The 17,266-nt window shown below is 64.0% G+C and carries 16 protein-coding genes; 6 read left to right on the plus strand and 10 right to left on the minus strand.

Translation table 11 applies throughout. The annotated features are described in order from the left end of the window. Nucleotide 1: 1 nt before the first annotated feature. From CO666_RS09715 to CO666_RS09730, 4 genes are all read right to left on the minus strand, one after another. A complete protein-coding gene (locus CO666_RS09715; RefSeq protein WP_097611870.1) occupies nt 2-1,234 on the minus strand; it encodes a 3-methyl-2-oxobutanoate dehydrogenase (2-methylpropanoyl-transferring) subunit alpha in 1,233 nt (410 codons plus the stop codon). A 62-nt stretch (nt 1,235-1,296) separates the two neighbouring features. Next, the gene (locus CO666_RS09720) at nt 1,297-2,424 is read right to left on the minus strand and encodes an acyl-CoA dehydrogenase family protein (protein WP_097611871.1); all 1,128 of its coding nucleotides are present in this window, start codon (nt 2,422-2,424) and stop codon (nt 1,297-1,299) included. Nucleotides 2,425-2,441: 17 nt separating this feature from the next. Then, nucleotides 2,442-3,629, minus strand: coding sequence for an acetyl-CoA C-acyltransferase (locus CO666_RS09725; protein WP_097611872.1), 1,188 nt, complete (start codon nt 3,627-3,629; stop codon nt 2,442-2,444). Nucleotides 3,630-3,652: 23 nt separating this feature from the next. Further along, on the minus strand, nt 3,653-4,420 hold the full coding sequence (locus CO666_RS09730; protein WP_097611873.1) for a 3-hydroxyacyl-CoA dehydrogenase: 768 nt from the start codon (nt 4,418-4,420) through the stop codon (nt 3,653-3,655). Between the two features lie 132 nt (nt 4,421-4,552). On the opposite strand from CO666_RS09730, the gene CO666_RS09735 reads away from it, so the two are divergent. The 6 genes from CO666_RS09735 to CO666_RS09760 all read left to right on the plus strand — a co-directional run bounded on the left by CO666_RS09735 (nt 4,553) and on the right by CO666_RS09760 (nt 11,925). After that, a complete protein-coding gene (locus CO666_RS09735) occupies nt 4,553-5,566 on the plus strand; it encodes an AraC family transcriptional regulator (protein ID WP_097611874.1) in 1,014 nt (337 codons plus the stop codon). 448 nt (nt 5,567-6,014) lie between these two features. Further along, the gene (locus tag CO666_RS09740) at nt 6,015-7,160 is read left to right on the plus strand and encodes an isovaleryl-CoA dehydrogenase (RefSeq protein ID WP_097611875.1); all 1,146 of its coding nucleotides are present in this window, start codon (nt 6,015-6,017) and stop codon (nt 7,158-7,160) included. Continuing rightward, the gene (locus CO666_RS09745; protein ID WP_097611876.1) at nt 7,157-8,767 is read left to right on the plus strand and encodes a carboxyl transferase domain-containing protein; all 1,611 of its coding nucleotides are present in this window, start codon (nt 7,157-7,159) and stop codon (nt 8,765-8,767) included. Before CO666_RS09740 ends, CO666_RS09745 begins: the two co-directional genes overlap by 4 nt. 7 nt (nt 8,768-8,774) lie before the next feature. Next, nucleotides 8,775-10,640, plus strand: coding sequence for an acetyl/propionyl/methylcrotonyl-CoA carboxylase subunit alpha (locus tag CO666_RS09750; protein ID WP_097611877.1), 1,866 nt, complete (start codon nt 8,775-8,777; stop codon nt 10,638-10,640). Next, nucleotides 10,640-11,092, plus strand: a complete 453-nt coding sequence (locus CO666_RS09755; protein ID WP_097611878.1) for a MaoC family dehydratase — start codon at nt 10,640-10,642, stop codon at nt 11,090-11,092. The genes CO666_RS09750 and CO666_RS09755 overlap by 1 nt, the downstream gene beginning before the upstream one ends. Then, nucleotides 11,089-11,925 carry an HpcH/HpaI aldolase/citrate lyase family protein gene (locus CO666_RS09760; protein ID WP_097611879.1) on the plus strand — a complete coding sequence of 279 codons (837 nt, stop codon included), beginning with the start codon at nt 11,089-11,091 and terminating at the stop codon, nt 11,923-11,925. The genes CO666_RS09755 and CO666_RS09760 overlap by 4 nt, the downstream gene beginning before the upstream one ends. 22 nt (nt 11,926-11,947) lie before the next feature. On the opposite strand, the gene CO666_RS35145 is transcribed toward CO666_RS09760, so the two are convergent. From CO666_RS35145 to CO666_RS09790, 6 genes are all read right to left on the minus strand, one after another. Further along, a complete protein-coding gene (locus CO666_RS35145; protein WP_097611880.1) occupies nt 11,948-12,244 on the minus strand; it encodes a BA14K family protein in 297 nt (98 codons plus the stop codon). Between the two features lie 28 nt (nt 12,245-12,272). Next, nucleotides 12,273-12,629 carry a hypothetical protein gene (locus CO666_RS09770; RefSeq protein WP_097612215.1) on the minus strand — a complete coding sequence of 119 codons (357 nt, stop codon included), beginning with the start codon at nt 12,627-12,629 and terminating at the stop codon, nt 12,273-12,275. 62 nt (nt 12,630-12,691) lie between these two features. Next, a complete protein-coding gene (locus tag CO666_RS09775) occupies nt 12,692-13,534 on the minus strand; it encodes a DUF3313 domain-containing protein (protein ID WP_097611881.1) in 843 nt (280 codons plus the stop codon). 153 nt (nt 13,535-13,687) lie between these two features. Beyond that, nucleotides 13,688-15,142: an efflux transporter outer membrane subunit gene (locus tag CO666_RS09780; protein ID WP_097611882.1), complete on the minus strand. Its 1,455-nt coding sequence runs from the start codon at nt 15,140-15,142 to the stop codon at nt 13,688-13,690. 99 nt (nt 15,143-15,241) lie between these two features. Continuing rightward, complete coding sequence (locus CO666_RS09785; RefSeq protein ID WP_097611883.1) at nt 15,242-16,510, minus strand: HAMP domain-containing sensor histidine kinase; 1,269 nt, start codon at nt 16,508-16,510, stop codon at nt 15,242-15,244. A gap of 2 nt (nt 16,511-16,512) precedes the next feature. Next, a complete protein-coding gene (locus CO666_RS09790) occupies nt 16,513-17,199 on the minus strand; it encodes a response regulator (protein ID WP_097611884.1) in 687 nt (228 codons plus the stop codon). Nucleotides 17,200-17,266: the final 67 nt, after the last annotated feature.

Genomic DNA, 17,266 nt, shown 5'->3' on the forward strand with positions numbered 1-17,266 from the left:
GTCAGTACCCCGCCTTCTGCCGCTGGCGACGGATATGCGCCGGCATCTCGGCATAGACGCCTTCGAAAATGTCGCGCACCGAAGGCTTGCCGCCGGCATGCAGCGTGCCGTGCGTCTCCGCCTGTCGCTGTGCCTCGATCACCTCGTCCATGATTTCGGCTTCGGCCTGCACATGCCGCTCCTCCGACCAGACGCCCTTGACGATCAGATGTTTCTTCAGCCGCAGCACGGGATCGCCGAGCGGCCAGGCCTCCGATTCCGTCTTCGGGCGGTAGGCGCTCGGATCGTCGGAGGTCGAATGCGCGCCGACGCGATAGGTGACATGTTCGATCAAGGTCGGCCCGAGATTGCGCCGCGCGCGCTCGGCCGCCCAGCGGGCGACGGCATGGACGGCGAGATAATCGTTTCCGTCGACCCGCAACGCCGGAATGCCGAAGCCGAGGCCGCGGGCAGCAAACGTGCCGGAACCACCGCGGGCGATGCCCTGGAAGGTCGAGATCGCCCATTGATTGTTGACGATGTTGAGGATGACGGGCGCCTTGTAGGTCGAGGCGAAGACGAGAGCCGAGTGAAAATCCGATTCCGCCGTCGATCCATCGCCGATCCAGGCCGCGGCAATGCGGCTGTCGTTCTTGATCGCCGAGGCCATCGCCCAGCCGACGGCCTGCACATATTGGGTGGCGAGATTGCCTGAGATGGTGAAGAAGCCATGTTCCTTGGAGGAATACATGATCGGCAGCTGCCGGCCGTGCAGCGGATCGCTCTCGTTCGAATAGATCTGGTTCATCATCTCGACCATCGGGTAGTCGTCGGCAATCAAGAGGCCTGCCTGGCGATAGGTCGGGAAATTCATGTCGCCCTTCGCAAGTGCCTTGCGGAAGGCGCAGCTGACGGCTTCTTCGCCGAGATGCTGCATGTAGAAGGAGGTCTTGCCCTGGCGCTGAGCCATCAGCATGCGGGCGTCGAAGGCGCGCAGCTTCATCATGTTGCGAAGCCCGGTCAGCAGCTCCTCATCGGAGAGCGACCCTGCCCAGGGGCCGACTGCCTCGCCGTCGCGGTTCAACACCCGGATGATCGAATAGGCGAGATCGCGGATGTCTTCTGATGCGACATCCACTTCCGGCCGCGGCACCGCGCCGGCCTTGGCGATCTTGACGTTGGAAAAATCGGGCTGGCCGCCCGGGCGGACGGCGGGTTCGGGGACATGCAGGCTCAAACGAGCGGAATCCACCATATTTTTCTTTCCTCCCTTTGCCGGCCCTGCCTCCCTCCCCGGAAGCGGGCCGGATGTCGTTCTTATAGATTGCGGGCGATCACCATGCGCTGCACGTCACTCGTGCCTTCGTAGATCTGGCAGATGCGCACATCGCGATAGATGCGCTCGACCGGATAATCGGCCATGTAGCCGTAGCCGCCATGGATCTGGATCGCATCGGAGCAGACGCTCTCGGCCATCTCCGAGGCAAAGAGCTTGGCCATCGAAGCTTCCGACAGGCAGGGAAGCTCTGCTTCCCGCAGCGAAGCGGCGTGAAAGACGAGCTGGCGCGCCGCTTCGATCCGAACCGCCATATCCGCAAGGCGGAAGGCAACGGCCTGATGTTCGAAGATCGGCTTGCCGAAGGCGGTACGCTCCTTGGCGTAGTCGCGCGCCGCCTCGAAAGCTGCTCGCGCCATGCCGACCGCCTGCGCCGCAATGCCGATCCGCCCGCCCTCGAGATTGGCGAGCGCGATGCGATAGCCTTCGCCTTCGGCACCCAGCCTCAAATCCGCCGGAATGCGCATGGCGTTGAAGGCGATCTGGCACGTATCGGTGGAATGCAGCCCAAGCTTTTCCTCGACGCGGATCACCTCGTAACCCGGCGTCTCCGTCGGCACGATGAAGGCGGTGATGCCCTTCTTGCCGGCGTCGGGATCGGTGACGGCAAAGACGATGATGACATTGCCGTTCTTTCCCGAGGTGATGAACTGCTTGGCGCCGTCGATCACATAGTGGTCGCCATCACGCCGCGCCCTTGTCTTCAGGTTCGAAGCGTCGGAACCGGCCTGCGGCTCGGTCAGCGCAAAGCCGCCGATCCATTCGCCGCTGGCAAGCTTCGGCAGGAAGCGCTGCCGCTGCTCTTCGGTGCCGAATTTCAGGATCGGCACGCAGCCGACGGAGCTGTGCACGCTCATGATCGTCGAACAGGGCCCGTCGCCGGCGGCAATCTCCTCGAGTGCCGCGGCATAGGCGACCACGCCGGTATCCGAGCCACCATAGGCTTCCGGCACCAGCATGCCGAGCAGCCCGAGTTCGCCCATTTCCTTCAGCTCCTCGCGCGGGAAGAGATGCTCGCGGTCGCGCTTGGCCGCCCCCGGCGCCAGCCGATCGCGGGCAAAGTCGCGGGCGAGATCCGAGATCTGCTGCTGGAGTTCGGAAAGGATCATCTGTTCTCTCCCTCCTCCTAGTGCCGCTCAATGGCGACGGCCGTCGCCTCGCCGCCGCCGATGCAGAGCGCGGCCATGCCGCGCTTGAGGTTGTAGCGTTCCAGCGCCGCAAGCAGCGTCACCAGAATCCGCGCTCCCGAAGCGCCGATCGGGTGGCCGAGCGCGCAGGCGCCGCCATGCACATTCACCTTTTCATGCGGCAGGTTGAGATCGCGCATCGCGGCCATGGCGACGACGGCGAAAGCCTCGTTGATTTCGAAGAGATCGACATCCGAAAGCGGCAGGCCGGTGCGATCGGACAGTTTCTGCAATGCGCCGATTGGCGCGGTGGCGAAGAGATTGGGTGCCTGCGAATGGGTGGCATGGCCGAGGATGGTGGCGAGCGGGGTGAGGCCGCGATGCTCCGCCTCCGAGCGACGCATCAGCACGAGCGCTGCTGCGCCATCGGAAATCGAGCTGGAATTGGCGGCGGTCACCGTGCCGCCGTCACGGAAGGCGGGCTTCAGCGTCGGAATTTTGTCGGGCTTCGCCCTGCCCGGCTGTTCGTCGCGGCTCGCCACCTGCTCTGATTTGCCTGATTTGACCGTAACCGGGACGATCTCGCTGTCGAAACAGCCTTCAGCGATCGCCTTCTGCGCCCGCGTCAGCGAGGCGATGGCGTAGGCATCCTGCGCCTCGCGCGTGAACTGATAGGCCTCGGCGCAATCCTCCGCGAAGCTGCCCATCAAGCGCCCCTTGTCATAAGCATCCTCCAGCCCGTCGAGGAACATGTGATCCACGACACGCCCATGGCCGAGCCTGTAGCCGCCGCGGGCCTTGTCCAGGAGATAGGGCGCATTGGTCATGCTTTCCATGCCGCCTGCGATCGCGATCGAAGCGCTGCCGGCGGCGATCTGGTCATGGGCCATCATAACAGCCTTCATGCCCGAGCCGCACATCTTGTTGACGGTGCTGGCCCCGGTCGCAAACGGCAAGCCGGCATGGATCGCCGCCTGTCGCGCCGGCGCCTGGCCTTGGCCCGCCGGCAGCACGCAGCCGAAGACGACCTCCTCGATCGCCTCGACCTCGACGCGGCTGCGCTCAAGTGCTGCGCGGATTGCCGCCGCTCCAAGCTCGGGTGCGGCGGCGTCCTTCAGCTCGCCTTGAAAGCTGCCGATCGGGGTGCGCGCCGCACCGACGATGACGATGGGATCCTGCAAAACCATCTTTCCTCCTTAGGGCGACGCGTTTACCGCGCGCCCATCCGCAATGCGCCGTCGAGGCGGATCACCTCGCCGTTCAGCATGTTGTTTTCAAAGATATGGCGCACCAGCCCGGCAAATTCCGCCGGACGTCCGAGCCGCGGCGGAAACGGCACGCTCTTGCCAAGCGCTTCCCGCACCTCCGTCGGCATGCCGGCCATCATCGGTGTCTCGAAAATGCCGGGCGCGATCGCGACGACGCGAATGCCGTGGCGGGCGAGCTCGCGGGCAATCGGCAGCGTCATCGCCGCCACACCGCCCTTGGAGGCGGCATAGGCGGCCTGGCCGATCTGGCCGTCGAAGGCGGCGACCGAGGCCGTATTGATGATCACGCCGCGCTCGCCTTCGCCGTCCGGCTCCGTCTTCTCGATCGCCGCGGCGGCAAGCCGGATCATGTTGAACGTGCCAATGAGATTGATGGAAATCGTGCGCGCGAAACTCTCCAAACGGTGCGGCCCGTCGCGGCCGATCACCTTTTCGGCCGGCGCCACGCCGGCGCAATTGACCAATCCCCGCAAGCCGCCGAAGGCTTCGACGGCTGCTGCAATCACCGCAGCTCCGTCGTTGCCATCCGTCACGTCGGCCTTGACGAACTGCACATCGCTGCCGAACTCCCGGGCAATATGTCCGCCCGCTTCGGCATTCAAATCGGCGATCGTCACGCGCCCGCCGGCCTCGACGAGCATGCGCACCGTCGCAGCCCCGAGACCGGAGCCGCCGCCGGTTACGATGAAGCTTGCTCCATGGATCAACATGAATCGGTTCCTCCCTGCCGGCCGCATCCTCCTCCAAGCGCAACCGACGGATACGATTCTATGCGCTCCACCTATTGCAAGCGATGACAGAACTGCTCCATTATTTCGGCCAGTTTTGCCATAGAGAGTGCGATGGCCGAAATCGAGCGACGGATGATTGCGCCGGCCTTTGTCGAGGAAGCCCTCGACAGCCTGCGGCGGCTGGATAAGCCGACAGAGGCTATTCTTACGAGCGTCGGGCTGCCGCCGCGGGTCGATCAACCGGTGTCGGCCGAGACCTATGGTGCGCTGTGGCTTGCCATCGCCGCCGAACTCGACGATGAATTCTTCGGCATGGGTGGGCGGCCGATGCGCAGCGGCAGCTTCACGCTGCTCTGCCACTCTGTGCTGCACGCGCCGACGCTGGGTCACGCGCTTCGCCGGGCGCTGCGCTTCCTCGATGTCGTGCTGGATGACCCCAGGGGACAGCTCGTCATCTGCGACGGTCTCGCCGAGGTCGAGCTCAGGGATGCCGGCGGCCCGCGTTCGGCCTTCGCCTACCGGACCTACTGGATCATCCTGCACGGCATCATCTGCTGGCTGGTCGGCCGGCGCATCCCGATCCGGCTCGTCGATTTCCGCTGCGCCGAGCCCAAACAAGGCGCCGACTACCGGCTGTTCTTCGGTGCACCGGTGCGTTTCTCGCAAGCCATCAGCCGGCTGGGTTTCGACAGCGCCCTGCTCGACCTTCCGATTTCGCGCAGCGATCAGGCGCTCAAACAGTTCCTGCGCGGAGCGCCGGCCAATATTCTGGTGCGATATCGCTACGATGCCGGCATCGCCGCCGCCGTGCGCCGGCGCTTGAGCCAGGCAACGCCCGCCCTATGGCGGAGCTTCGCCGAGTTCGCCGCCGACATGCGCATGCCGCCCTCCACGCTGCGCCACCGGCTGCACGACGAGGGACAAAGTTATGCCGCCATCAAGGACGACATCCGCCGGGATCTCGCCGTCGAGCTGTTACTGAACACGACGAAGACCATCGGCGAGATTGCCGTTCAGCTCGGCTATTCCGAACCGAGTGCCTTCTTCCGCGCCTTTCGGAAATGGATGGGCAAGAGCCCCGAGGCTTTCCGGCGGGAGGGAGATGGGGAAGACCGCGAGCCGTAGCCAAGACCCGCGATCATCAGCAGTGTCATAGACTTCACGCTGCTATTTGGCGCTGGTCGTTCAACACCTTCCCTCACAATTGAGTCAGCTCAGCCTGCGGCCGGCATTGTCTGTTTTCGCTGGCGGGTGGTGCTTCTGACACGCGCATCTGTGCCCTGATTGGCTCTTTCAGCCAACCCATACTCCGTCCTGCTCGGCCTTGAGCCGAGCATCCACACCGCATCCATCAGCACCTGCGGCATGGATCCCAGGCTCGGGGGCCCGGGATGACGGAGAGTGGGGTTGGCGTTCCAACCGAACTCGCCGCCAGCGCGTCGGGCGCTCCATCAAGCTGGTAGGCATCATCTCACCTCCCTCACGCCTGTGCTTGTCACAGGCATGGGAGACATGGACGTGCCTATTTGAACCTGCCGCAACCCGCGCTACATATTTTAGCGGGAGGAGTGCCATGTTTGATTTCTCGCTCGGCGAAACCGCGGATGCGATCCGCGAAACGACGGCGCGATTTGCCGCCGGTCATATTGCTCCGCTCGCCGCGGAGATCGACGAAAGCAATACATTTCCGCGCCAGCTCTGGCCTGAGATGGGTGCGCTCGGCCTGCATGGTATCACCGTCGAAGAAGAATTCGGCGGCGCCGGTCTCGGTTATCTCGAGCATGTCGTCGCCATGGAGGAGATTTCGCGCGCCTCGGCCTCGGTCGGCCTGAGCTACGGCGCCCATTCCAATCTATGCGTCAACCAGATCCGCCGCTGGGCCTCGCCGGAGCAGAAGCACCGCCATCTGCCGAAGCTGATCTCCGGCGAACATGTCGGCGCGCTTGCGATGTCCGAAGTGGGCTCCGGTTCCGATGTCGTCTCGATGCGCTTACGTGCCGAGAAAAAGGGCGATCGCTACATCCTGAACGGCACCAAATTCTGGATCACCAACGCGCCGCATGCCGACGTGCTCGTCGTCTATGCCAAGACCGATCCTGCAGCCGGCCCGAAAGGCATTTCCGCCTTCATCATCGAAAAGAGCCTGCCCGGCTTCAGCGTCTCCAAGAAACTCTCCAAGCTCGGCATGCGCGGAAGCGATACGGCCGAACTGGTTTTTCAGGATTGCGAGGTGCCGGCTGAGGCGCTGATGGGCCAGGAAGGCGAAGGCGTGAAAATCCTGATGTCCGGCCTCGATTACGAGCGTGCGGTGCTCGCCGCCGGGCCGCTCGGCATCATGCAGGCCTGCCTCGATGTGGTGCTGCCCTATGTTAGGGACCGCAAGCAGTTCGGTAAGCCGATCGGCGACTTCCAGCTGATGCAGGGCAAAATCGCCGACATGTATGTCGCGCTGAATTCGGCCCGCGCCTATGTCTATTCCGTCGCCCGGGCCTGCGATGCCGGGCGCGCGACGCGCACCGATGCGGCGGCCGCGATCCTCTTTGCCAGCGAGAATGCCGTGAAGGTTTCGCTGGAGGCGATCCAGGCGCTCGGCGGCGCAGGCTATACCAAGGAATGGCCGGTCGAACGCTTCCTGCGTGACGCCAAGCTCTACGATATCGGCGCCGGCACCAACGAGATCCGCCGCTACCTGATCGGCCGGGAGCTCATCGCATCATGACGGTGATTTCCTCGGCGATCGATCGCGACAGCGAGATTTTCAAGGCCAATGCCAGCAAGAACAGAGCGCTCATCGACGAGCTCTATGAGCGCTCGGCAAAGACCCGCGAAGGCGGTTCGCAAGCAGCGCGCGAACGCCACATCGGCAAGGGCAAACTGCTGCCACGCGACCGCATTCAGCTTCTGCTCGATGCCGGCAGCCCCTTCCTGGAGATCGGTGCATTGGCGGCGAACGGCATGTATGGCGACGAGGCGCCGGGAGCGGGCATCATATCCGGCATCGGCCGGGTTTCCGGCCGAGAGGTGATGATCGTCGCCAATGACGCGACGGTGAAGGGCGGCGCCTACTATCCCCTGACGGTGAAGAAGCATCTCAGGGCGCAGGAGATCGCCCTGCAAAACCGCCTGCCCTGCGTCTACCTGGTCGATAGCGGCGGCGCCAATCTGCCGCATCAGGCTGAGGTCTTTCCCGACCGCGATCATTTCGGCGGGATCTTCTACAATCAGGCGCAAATGTCGGCCGAGGGAATTCCACAGATCGCCTGCGTGATGGGAAGCTGCACCGCCGGCGGCGCCTATGTGCCCGCCATGTCCGACGAGACGGTGATCGTGCGCAATCAGGGCACGATCTTCCTCGCCGGCCCGCCGCTGGTAAAGGCCGCCACAGGCGAGATCATCTCGGCCGAAGAGCTCGGCGGCGCCGAGACCCATGGCCGCCGCTCCGGCGTCGTCGATCATGTCGCGGAAAATGATGAACATGCGCTGCTGCTCGTGCGCGATATCGTCGCCAGCCTCAACAGCGTCAAATCGGTCGATATCGACATCCAGCCTCCACGACCGCCGAAACTTGATCCGGAAGATCTCTGCGGCATTATCCCTGAGGACGTGCGCTCGCCCTATGACGTGCGCGAGGTCATCGGCCGCATTGTCGACGGCTCCGAACTGCATGAGTTCAAGCCTCTCTACGGCACTACACTCATCTGCGGCTTCGCTCGCATCTGGGGCATGCCGGTCGCCGTCATCGCCAACAATGGCGTGCTCTTCTCCGAAAGCGCGCTGAAGGGCGCGCATTTCATCGAGCTTGCCTGCCAGCGCCGCGTGCCGCTGCTCTTCCTGCAGAATATCTCCGGCTTCATGGTCGGCGGCCGTTATGAGGCCGGCGGCATCGCCAAGGACGGGGCAAAGCTGGTGACGGCGGTCGCGACCGCCACCGTGCCGAAGGTCACCGTCATTATCGGCGGCAGCTTCGGCGCCGGCAATTACGGCATGTGCGGCCGCGCCTATCGTCCACGTTTCCTCTTCACCTGGCCGAACAGCCGCATCAGCGTCATGGGCGGCGAACAAGCGGCCTCGGTGCTCGCCACCATCCGCCGCGACGCGCTGGAGGCGCGCGGCGAGGACTGGCCTGTCGATGAGGAGGAGGCCTTCAAAGCGCCGATCCGCGCCGGCTACGAGACCGAAGGCAATCCCTATTATGCCACCGCCCGCCTCTGGGACGACGGCATCATCGACCCTCGCCAGACACGCGATGTGCTCGGCCTTGCCTTTTCCACCTGCCTGAACGCGCCGATCCCGAAAGGGACGCGCTTCGGCCTGTTCCGGATGTGAGGCGGCGATGATGGAAAGCCTTCTCATCGCCAACCGGGGCGAAATCGCCCGCCGCATCATCCGCACCGCAAAGTCGCTCAGCATCCGCACGATCGCCGTCTATTCCGAAGCCGATGCCGGCCTGCCCTTCGTGCGGGAGGCGGACGAAGCGGTCGCCATCGGCCCGCCGCCGGCCCGCGAAAGCTATCTCTCGCCGGAGCGTATCCTGGAGGCGGCCCGCAATAGCGGAGCCGCTGCGATCCATCCGGGCTACGGTTTCCTCTCGGAAAATGCCGAATTCGCAGAAGCGGTGGAGAAAGCCGGCATCCTCTGGGTGGGCGCGCCACCGGCGGCCATCCGGGCGATGGGGCTCAAGGACGCCGCCAAGGAATTGATGCAGGCATCAGGCGTGCCTGTGACCCCCGGCTATCTCGGGCCGGACCAGAGCGAAGCAAGGCTTCTGGCCGAGGCTGATGCCATCGGCTATCCCGTCCTCATCAAGGCCGTTGCCGGCGGTGGCGGCAAGGGCATGCGCCGTGTCGACCGGCGTGAGGATTTCGCCGAACTTCTCGCTTCCTGCCGCCGCGAGGCGTCCGCCGCCTTCGGCGACGACCGCGTTCTGATCGAACGCTATATCGCCAATCCGCGCCATATCGAGGTGCAGATCTTCGCCGATCAGTTCGGGAACTGCGTCCACCTCTTCGAACGCGACTGCTCGCTGCAGCGCCGCCACCAGAAGGTCATCGAGGAGGCCCCTGCTCCCGGCCTCGATGCCGCCACCCGGGCGGCGATCTGCGATGCGGCGGTGAAGGCTGCAAGAGCGGTCAGCTATGTCGGCGCCGGCACCATCGAATTCATCGCCGATGCCTCGCAAGGCCTTCATCCCGACCGCATCTGGTTCATGGAGATGAATACGCGGCTGCAGGTGGAACACCCCGTCACCGAAGCAATTACCGGCGAGGATCTGGTGCTCTGGCAGTTGGAGGTCGCGAGCGGCGAGCCGCTGCCGAAAAGCCAGGACGAGATCGCCATGAAGGGTTGGGCCTTCGAAGCCCGGCTCTATGCCGAAAATCCCGCCGCCGGCTACCTGCCCTCGATCGGCCGGCTCGACCATCTCAGCCTGCCGCAAACCGTCCGCGTCGACAGCGGCGTCGAACAGGGCGATGAGATCACCGCCTTCTACGATCCGATGATCGCCAAGATCATCGCCCATGGGCCGGACCGCACGGCTGCACTTTCGAAGCTCGCAGCCGCCTGTGCGGAGATCGAGGTCTGGCCGGTCCACTCCAATGCCGGCCTTCTCGCCCGCATCGCCGCCGACCCGGATTTCCGCGCGGTCCGGATCGATACCGGCTTCCTCGACCGCCACGGCGATAGCCTTGTGACGAAGGAACCGGATCAAACGGCAATCGACCGAGCCGCCACGGTTCTTTCGAAGAAAACCGGCGATGATCCCTGGTCGGCGCTTTCCGGTTTTCGCATCGCCGGACCAAGTGACGGCCGGGTGCGCGTGCGCATCGACGGTCACCTCTATTGGGGGCAATCACGTCCGGAGCTTGAGGCAAATACCGTCACAACAGGTGAAACGACGGTGCTTTTCGATGTCGGCAATGCCTGGCCGGTCGGCCTACCCGCCGCAAGCGAAATCGAAGCAAACCATGGGCCGGGCGACGGTGCGATCCTGTCGCCTATGCCCGGCCTCGTCATTTCGGTGGAGGTCGCCGAAGGCGATCATGTCACCAAGGGGGACCGTCTGCTGACTGTGGAAGCGATGAAGATGGAACATGCGCTGCGCGCGCCCTTCGACGGCATCGTCGGAAAGCTGCAGGTTTCCGCCGGCGCCAGGGTCTCGGAAAACCAGCTGGTCGTTACCGTCATCAAGGAGGAGGCGTGATGGCTGGCCGTTATTTCGACGAATGGACGGTCGGCGACCGCATCGCCCACGAAATCCGCCGCACGGTCACCGAGACCGACAACCTGCTGTTTACGACGCTGTCCCACAATCCGCAGCCGCTGCATCTCGATGCCGATTATGCGGCCGGCACCGAATTCGGCCGGATCGTCGTCAACGGCACCTTCACCTTTGCGCTGACCGTCGGCCTTTCGGTCGGCGACACCACGCTCGGCACGCTCATCGCCAATCTCGGCTACGACAAGGTGACGATGCCGAAGCCGGTCTTCATCGGCGATACGCTGCGGGTGGAAACGGAGGTGACGGAACTCCGCCGCTCGAACTCCCGCCCCGATACCGGCATCGTCACCTTCCGGCACGTGACGCTGAACCAGCGTGACGAGATCGTCTGCCAGTGCCTGCGCATGGCGATGCTGAAGGTGAAGCCGTCATGAGGCTGCGCTCGCTGCTCTTCGTACCCGGCGACCGGCCGGAGCGCTTCGACAAGGCGCTCGCCTCCGGCGCCGATGCCGTCATTCTCGATCTGGAGGATTCGGTTGCGCCGGCCAACAAACCGCGCGCCCACGAGGCCGTGCACGAATTCGCCCTGCGCCATGCCGGTGAGAACGCTCTGCTGATCCGCATCAATCCCCTTGCCTCGCCCGAATTCGATGACGACCTGGCCGCATTGAACGGCCTTCACCCTTTCGCGATCATGCTGCCGAAGGCCGAGGGCGCGGCTTCGGTGCTGAAGCTTGCGGGCCTGCTTGCATCTGAAATCCCCATCCTGCCGATCGCAACCGAAACACCAGCCGCGATCTTCGAGATCGGCAGCTACCGGGAGGTCGCAGCGAGCCTCTGCGGCCTGACCTGGGGTGCCGAGGATCTGTCCGCCGCGATGGGGGCTGCGACGGCGCGCAGGACGGATGGTCGTTACACGCCGCCGTACGAACTTGCCCGCTCGCTGACGCTATTTGCGGCGCACGCCGCCGCCATTCCGGCCATCGACACCGTCTATCCCGATTTTCGCGATCTCAATGGTCTCAGGGCCTATGTCGGCCGCGCCCGGCGCGACGGCTTTTCCGGCATGATGGCCATCCATCCGAGCCAGGTCGAAACGATCAACCACGCCTTCACGCCGGACGCTTCAGAGATTGCCTGGGCCAAGAAAGTCGCCGCCGCCTTTGCCGCCAGGCCGGAGGCGGGCGTCATCCAGCTTGAGGGGCGCATGCTTGACATGCCGCATCTCAAGCTTGCGCTGCGCCTCCTCAACGCCGCCGGACGTTAGCCAACCGCTCCGGCGAGCCCGCTCAATCGTAGGGGGAGTAACATTCCCTGCGCGGCCCCCTGGAGGGCTGAAAGCTGTTGTCATAGGCTGAATACGACCGGTACCGGCGCGCGCACCAGGCATAGTGTCTCCCGTCATATTCATTCGAATATTCCTCCGACGGCGGAGCAGCCTCGGGCGGTGGCGGTGGTGGCACAACGACGGGAGGCGGCCCCGGAGGGCCGGGAAGCAAGGGGATGGGCGGCGGAACTTGCGCCATGGCAGCCGATTGCGCTGCCAGAAGCAACAAGACCGTGGCGAAGGTCAGCAAATATTTCATCGGGAACTCCTCATGTTGCGGCGCATCGTCAACGGCTGAACTTCAGATCCGGCTTGTCGCCGTCCCAGCCCTGCAGTCCTCCGGGAACCGAGCGGAATCGAAGGCAGTGCGTACCCATCTTGCCGGATATGCACATCGCATCGTTCTTGACCGTCCAGCTGATGGAGAGCGCAAACGGCATCGGACCGCGAATGCTTCCGGTGCCGTCCTTCGCCAGGGTGACTTTGAGGGCCTTGCCATCGGGTGCCAGCGCCGACCACGGCGCCCCATCGGCGAGGATTGCGGCCGCTTTTTCGGCCGGCAGAAACGGTTCCTGCGCTGAGAATGCCGGGCTTCCCGCAAGCGCTGCGATCACTGCCCCCGCAAGCCGTATATATGTCTTCATGTCGATGTCCTTTCTCTTGGTTTTGAAATGCCGCAGCCGCCACACGGCGCGCGGTTGAGAACTCATTGAGAGGCTGCCGCGCCCTTGTCACTCCAGCTCGGCGGCAGGCCGAGCTGACCGGCGACCGCCCCTTTGATGCCGGGAGCGGGTCCGAATGCCTTGCAGGCGTCGTCTTCCGGATCGCTGCCGAAGGACGCCTTGATCGTCTTTGCCAGTTGGATGGACGACCTTGCCTTGAACGGGTCCTGCCCCTTGACCAGCATCCGGCTGAAATCGGCGCCGAATGCGGATGAGAGCGAATAGGCATCTCCGACCGAGGATATCCGCGCCTTTGTCGTCAGCATGTTTGCGCCGCGCGACCAGATCATCGCCGCCTGCTGCGAGCCGTCTGGGCCGACGGCTTCGGCTTCCGCCGACAAGCCGCCGAGACCGATCGGAATCCGGGGGATTGGAACCATCGCCACCGAAGCGCCGAGCGTGGCGACAGTGGAGGTCGCGGCAACCGCACGGTTCGTGGCGACGATGTCGGTAACGGTCGCGTGTATAACGAGATCTGCCGGCTGGTCTGGACCCACGACCTTGAAACGGTCGCTGAGCCCCCTGCACAGCGATCGGTCGATGGCGTTGGTCAGGAGCGCCAGGTCTTTCGGTTCGAAAGAACCGCCGCCGGCATTCTCCACCCTCGTCGGAGCAATGTGTACCGTCTGCGCGGCAAGGACGGCTGGCGAATTCACCCGCAATTTTGCCTTGGTCAGAGAGCCGCCCGACGCCGTCATTCCCGCATAGGAGCCAAGCGAACTGCCCTGCTGCAGAGGTACGTTCGTGCAGGAGGAGAGCAAAGCGAGGAGGACGGCACAGAGTGCTGCCTGCGTTGGCATTTTCACGGGTTGAACGTTGGGGGTCATCGGCGAGTCTTCTGAACCAGAGATCATGGGTTCAGCTTTTAGCGAGACCAGCGTTAATGGCGGTAAAGCCAGTGTAAAGTTGGGTAAAATCTTGAAATATAAGGCCCGCGGGCACCGTTTGACCAGCGCCGCCGCAGATAGCCGGGCGGCCGATCAGCCCGGTTTCGCCCCTTGTTTCGAGGCGATCGGCTCTTCTCCCGTGAGGTAACCGGCGCCGACGGCGACGTAGAGATCAACATAATCCTTGGCGACCTGCTGCACGGTGGCGGCAAGGCTTGCCTCAGCATCCGAGACGGAGCGCTGCGCGTCGAGGACATCGAGCAGCGACGAGGCGCCGTTCTTGTAGCTGGTGGTCGACAGTGCCAGCGATTCCTGCGCCGTCTGCACCTGCCTGCGCAGCGGCTCCAGCGTCTGGGTGTCGTGGCGAACCGCCGACAGCGCGTTTTCGACCTCTTCGACCCCGTTCAGCACCGCCGCTTTCCAGGCCAGATACTGTGTTCTGGCATCGGATTTCTCGATATCGACATTCGCCCGCAATTTGCCGCCATCGAAGATCGGCAGGTTGAGCGTCGGTCCGAAGGACCAGCTTGTCAGGCTCGCGCCGCGGGCGCCTGACGATTTGACCCAACTCGGCGAAATCGAGCCGGAGAGCGAGATCGACGGATAAAGCTCAGCTTCCGCAGCACCGATATCGGCCACGGCAGCGGCCAGCTCGCGTTCCGCCTTTCTTATATCGGGACGGTTGCGGATGAGATCGGCCGGAATGCCGGCGCGGATGTCGCCGCGGAAGACCGGCTGACCCGCGCTTTTCTGCAGCTCGCCCATCAGCGAGGCCGCGGGCATCCCGAGCAGAGTGGCGATGTGATGGGCCGACTCGGTGAAGCTCTGTTCGAGGCCGGGAATTTCCGATTTCGTCGACTGTACCAGGCCCTCGGCCTGAACCACGTCGAGGCGGGAGGCCGCGCCTGCCTTGAGCTGCAGTTGTGTGAGCTCGTAAGTCTGCTGGCGGGATTTCAAATTCGCCTGCGAAAGCGTGATGCGCTCTTGATAGTAGCGGGCGTCGATATAGCTCTCGACCAGGTCTTTCAGGAAGGTGAGCTTGGCATTGTCGGCCGTCGCATAGGCGGCCCCCAGCGAGGCGATGGCGCTCTCTTTCGAGCGACGGTACTGGCCGAAGACGTCGAGCAGCCAGGAAAGGCTGACCCCGCCGGCTGTCGTGTTGGTGGTGCCGACCGTCGTGCACAGCCGCCCCTTCTCGCCGGAGACCGTGTGCGATGCGTCGACACTGAGGCTCGGCAGAGCGCCGGCCCCGGCAACCGTGACATTGGCGGAAGCCGCGTTGATGCTCTCCAGCGCCTGCAGCACATCGAGGTTCTCGCTGAGGCCGTGGGCCACCAGCCCGTTGAGCCGTTCGTCGCGATAGGCCGTCCACCACTCAGCCGTCACGACGTTGCCGTTGCTCTTGCTGCCCCCCTCTTCGAATTGGGCGGGGAGCGGCATCTCGGGCGGAACGTGGTCCGGGCCGCTGACGCAGCCCGCGAGCAGCAGCGCAAGAGCCGAGGTGGCGTAGCGGAGGGATGATAGTCTGGTGCGGTGCGACGGACTCACTGGCGAGCTTTCTGAACCGGGATCGGAGGTTCAGGCTTAGCGAGGCCAGCGTTAATGACAGTTAAGAAACTGTAAAGTTAGGTAAAACCGGCAGAAGGATCAGGGCCTTCTCGGAAGCTCCAGGGTGATGGCCAGGCCGCCGGCATCCGGAAGCGACGCATGCACCCGCCCACCATGGCGTTCGATGGCCTGCCTGGTGATGGCGAGACCCAGACCGTATCCGCCTCTCGGCACCGCCTCTTTTCCCCGTGAGAACGGCTGGAAGATCCGTTCGAGTTCATCCCGTTTGACACCCGGCCCCTGATCCGTGACGCAGATTTTGAGGCGGTCGGCCACCGCCTCGCAGGACACGGATATGAATGAATGTTCGGCCGTGTATTTGACGGCGTTGCGCACGACGTTTTCGAGCGCCCGGTAGATCAGCTCACCTTCGACCTCGGCGCGGAAGCTGCCGTCGACGCCTGTCGTGATCGAGACATCCCGGGCCTGGGCTTCGAATGCGGCGTCGCCGAGGATTTCATTGAGGAGTTCGATGACATCCAGTGTCTGGGTTTTCAGCGGCAGGCCGGAGCCGGCGGTCAGTCTGGCAAGGGTCAGAACTTCGCCGACCAGCGCATCGAGCCGTTCGACCTCCCGGTCCATGCGGTCCAGCATGGCACCGAGCTTGGCCGGGCTCTGCCGGAGCACGCCGACGGCGGCCTGCAGACGCGACAGGGGCGAACGTAATTCATGGGAGACATCGTGGAATAGCCGCTGCTGCGCATCCTGAAGCTCCTGAAGCCGCGCGGCGGTGGAATCGAAGTCGTGCGCCAGTGCGGTAACTTCATCCTTTCGGCCGGCCATCTGGTCGCCGATACGGACGTCGAAGCGGCCATGGGCGAGCGCACTCAGGCCGTCGCGAAGGTGCACGACAGGGCGAATGAGATATCCGGCCAGGGCGGCCGCAGCGACCGTGCTCGCAATGAAGATCGAAAGCCAGGGCATCAGCAGAGCCAGGTTGTCCACAATGTTGAGAAGAAAACTGCCTGGCGGCGTCACCGAAATCCGGTAGCAAGTTCCGTCCTTCAGGATGGATTTCATCTCTGCCGTGCTCTCGTCCGCGCACACAAACGACTCGGTGCTTTTCAAAAGCGTCAGGCCGAGTGGCACCGTCTCCTCGCTGGTGCGGATGAAGCGCGCGGCGGCGTCCTCGCCGTCTCTTGCGAGCACGTTCGCCGTCAGCTGCAGAATGATCGCTCGCTCCTGGTATTCCCGGTCGCGGCCGGGGGGCGGCAGCTGAAAGAGGTTGACGAGCAGGATGATGACCGAGACTGTCGCGGCCAGCGTCAGCCAGATGATACTGAAGAATTTCCAGAAAAGCCGGGGCATGGTCAGTCCACGAGAAGTTGATAGCCCTGGCCGCGAACGGACTGGATCCAGGATTGCCCGTCCTCCCTCAGTCCGAGCTTCTGGCGAACGCTGCTGATATGAACGTCGATCCGGCGATCGAACGGGGTGAGCGGCTTGCCGAAAGCCCGCTTCGAAATCTCCTGCTTCGACACGAGCTGGCCGGCGCTGCGGGCAAGCACCTCGAGCAGGCTGAATTCGGTGCCGGTGAGGTCAAGCGTTTCTCCGCGCCATTCGGCAATCCTGCTGCCCGGATGAAGCACCAGCTGGCCCGCCCTGATCGTGTCGGTCGACACGCCGGCCGCCGGCTGGCCCGCCCGGCGCAGGATGGCGCGCAGCCGCGCCGCCAGCTCGCCCGGCGAACATGGCTTCGGCACGTAGTCGTCGGCCCCGAGATTGAGGCCCGATATCCTGTCGACGTCATCGCCCCTTGCGGTCAGCATCAGCACGGGAACCTGGCTGAGCTTCCGGATCCTCTGCAGCACCTCGATCCCGTTCATCCGCGGCATCATGATGTCGAGCACGATGATATCGACCGTATTGCCGGCAGCCGCCGCAATGGCGGCGCGGCCATCCGTATCGGTTACGACGTCATATCCTTCCTCGACCAGATATTCCTGCAGAAGCGTCGTCAGCTCGGCATCGTCGTCGATGAGGAGAACCTTGTTCATTCGCGTTATCCATTATCAATCCCGTCAAGCCATACAGCACAAACATCGTGGCATGAGCGAGTTTTAC

This window comes from Rhizobium chutanense (genome assembly GCF_002531935.1).
GTDB lineage: Bacteria > Pseudomonadota > Alphaproteobacteria > Rhizobiales > Rhizobiaceae > Rhizobium > Rhizobium chutanense.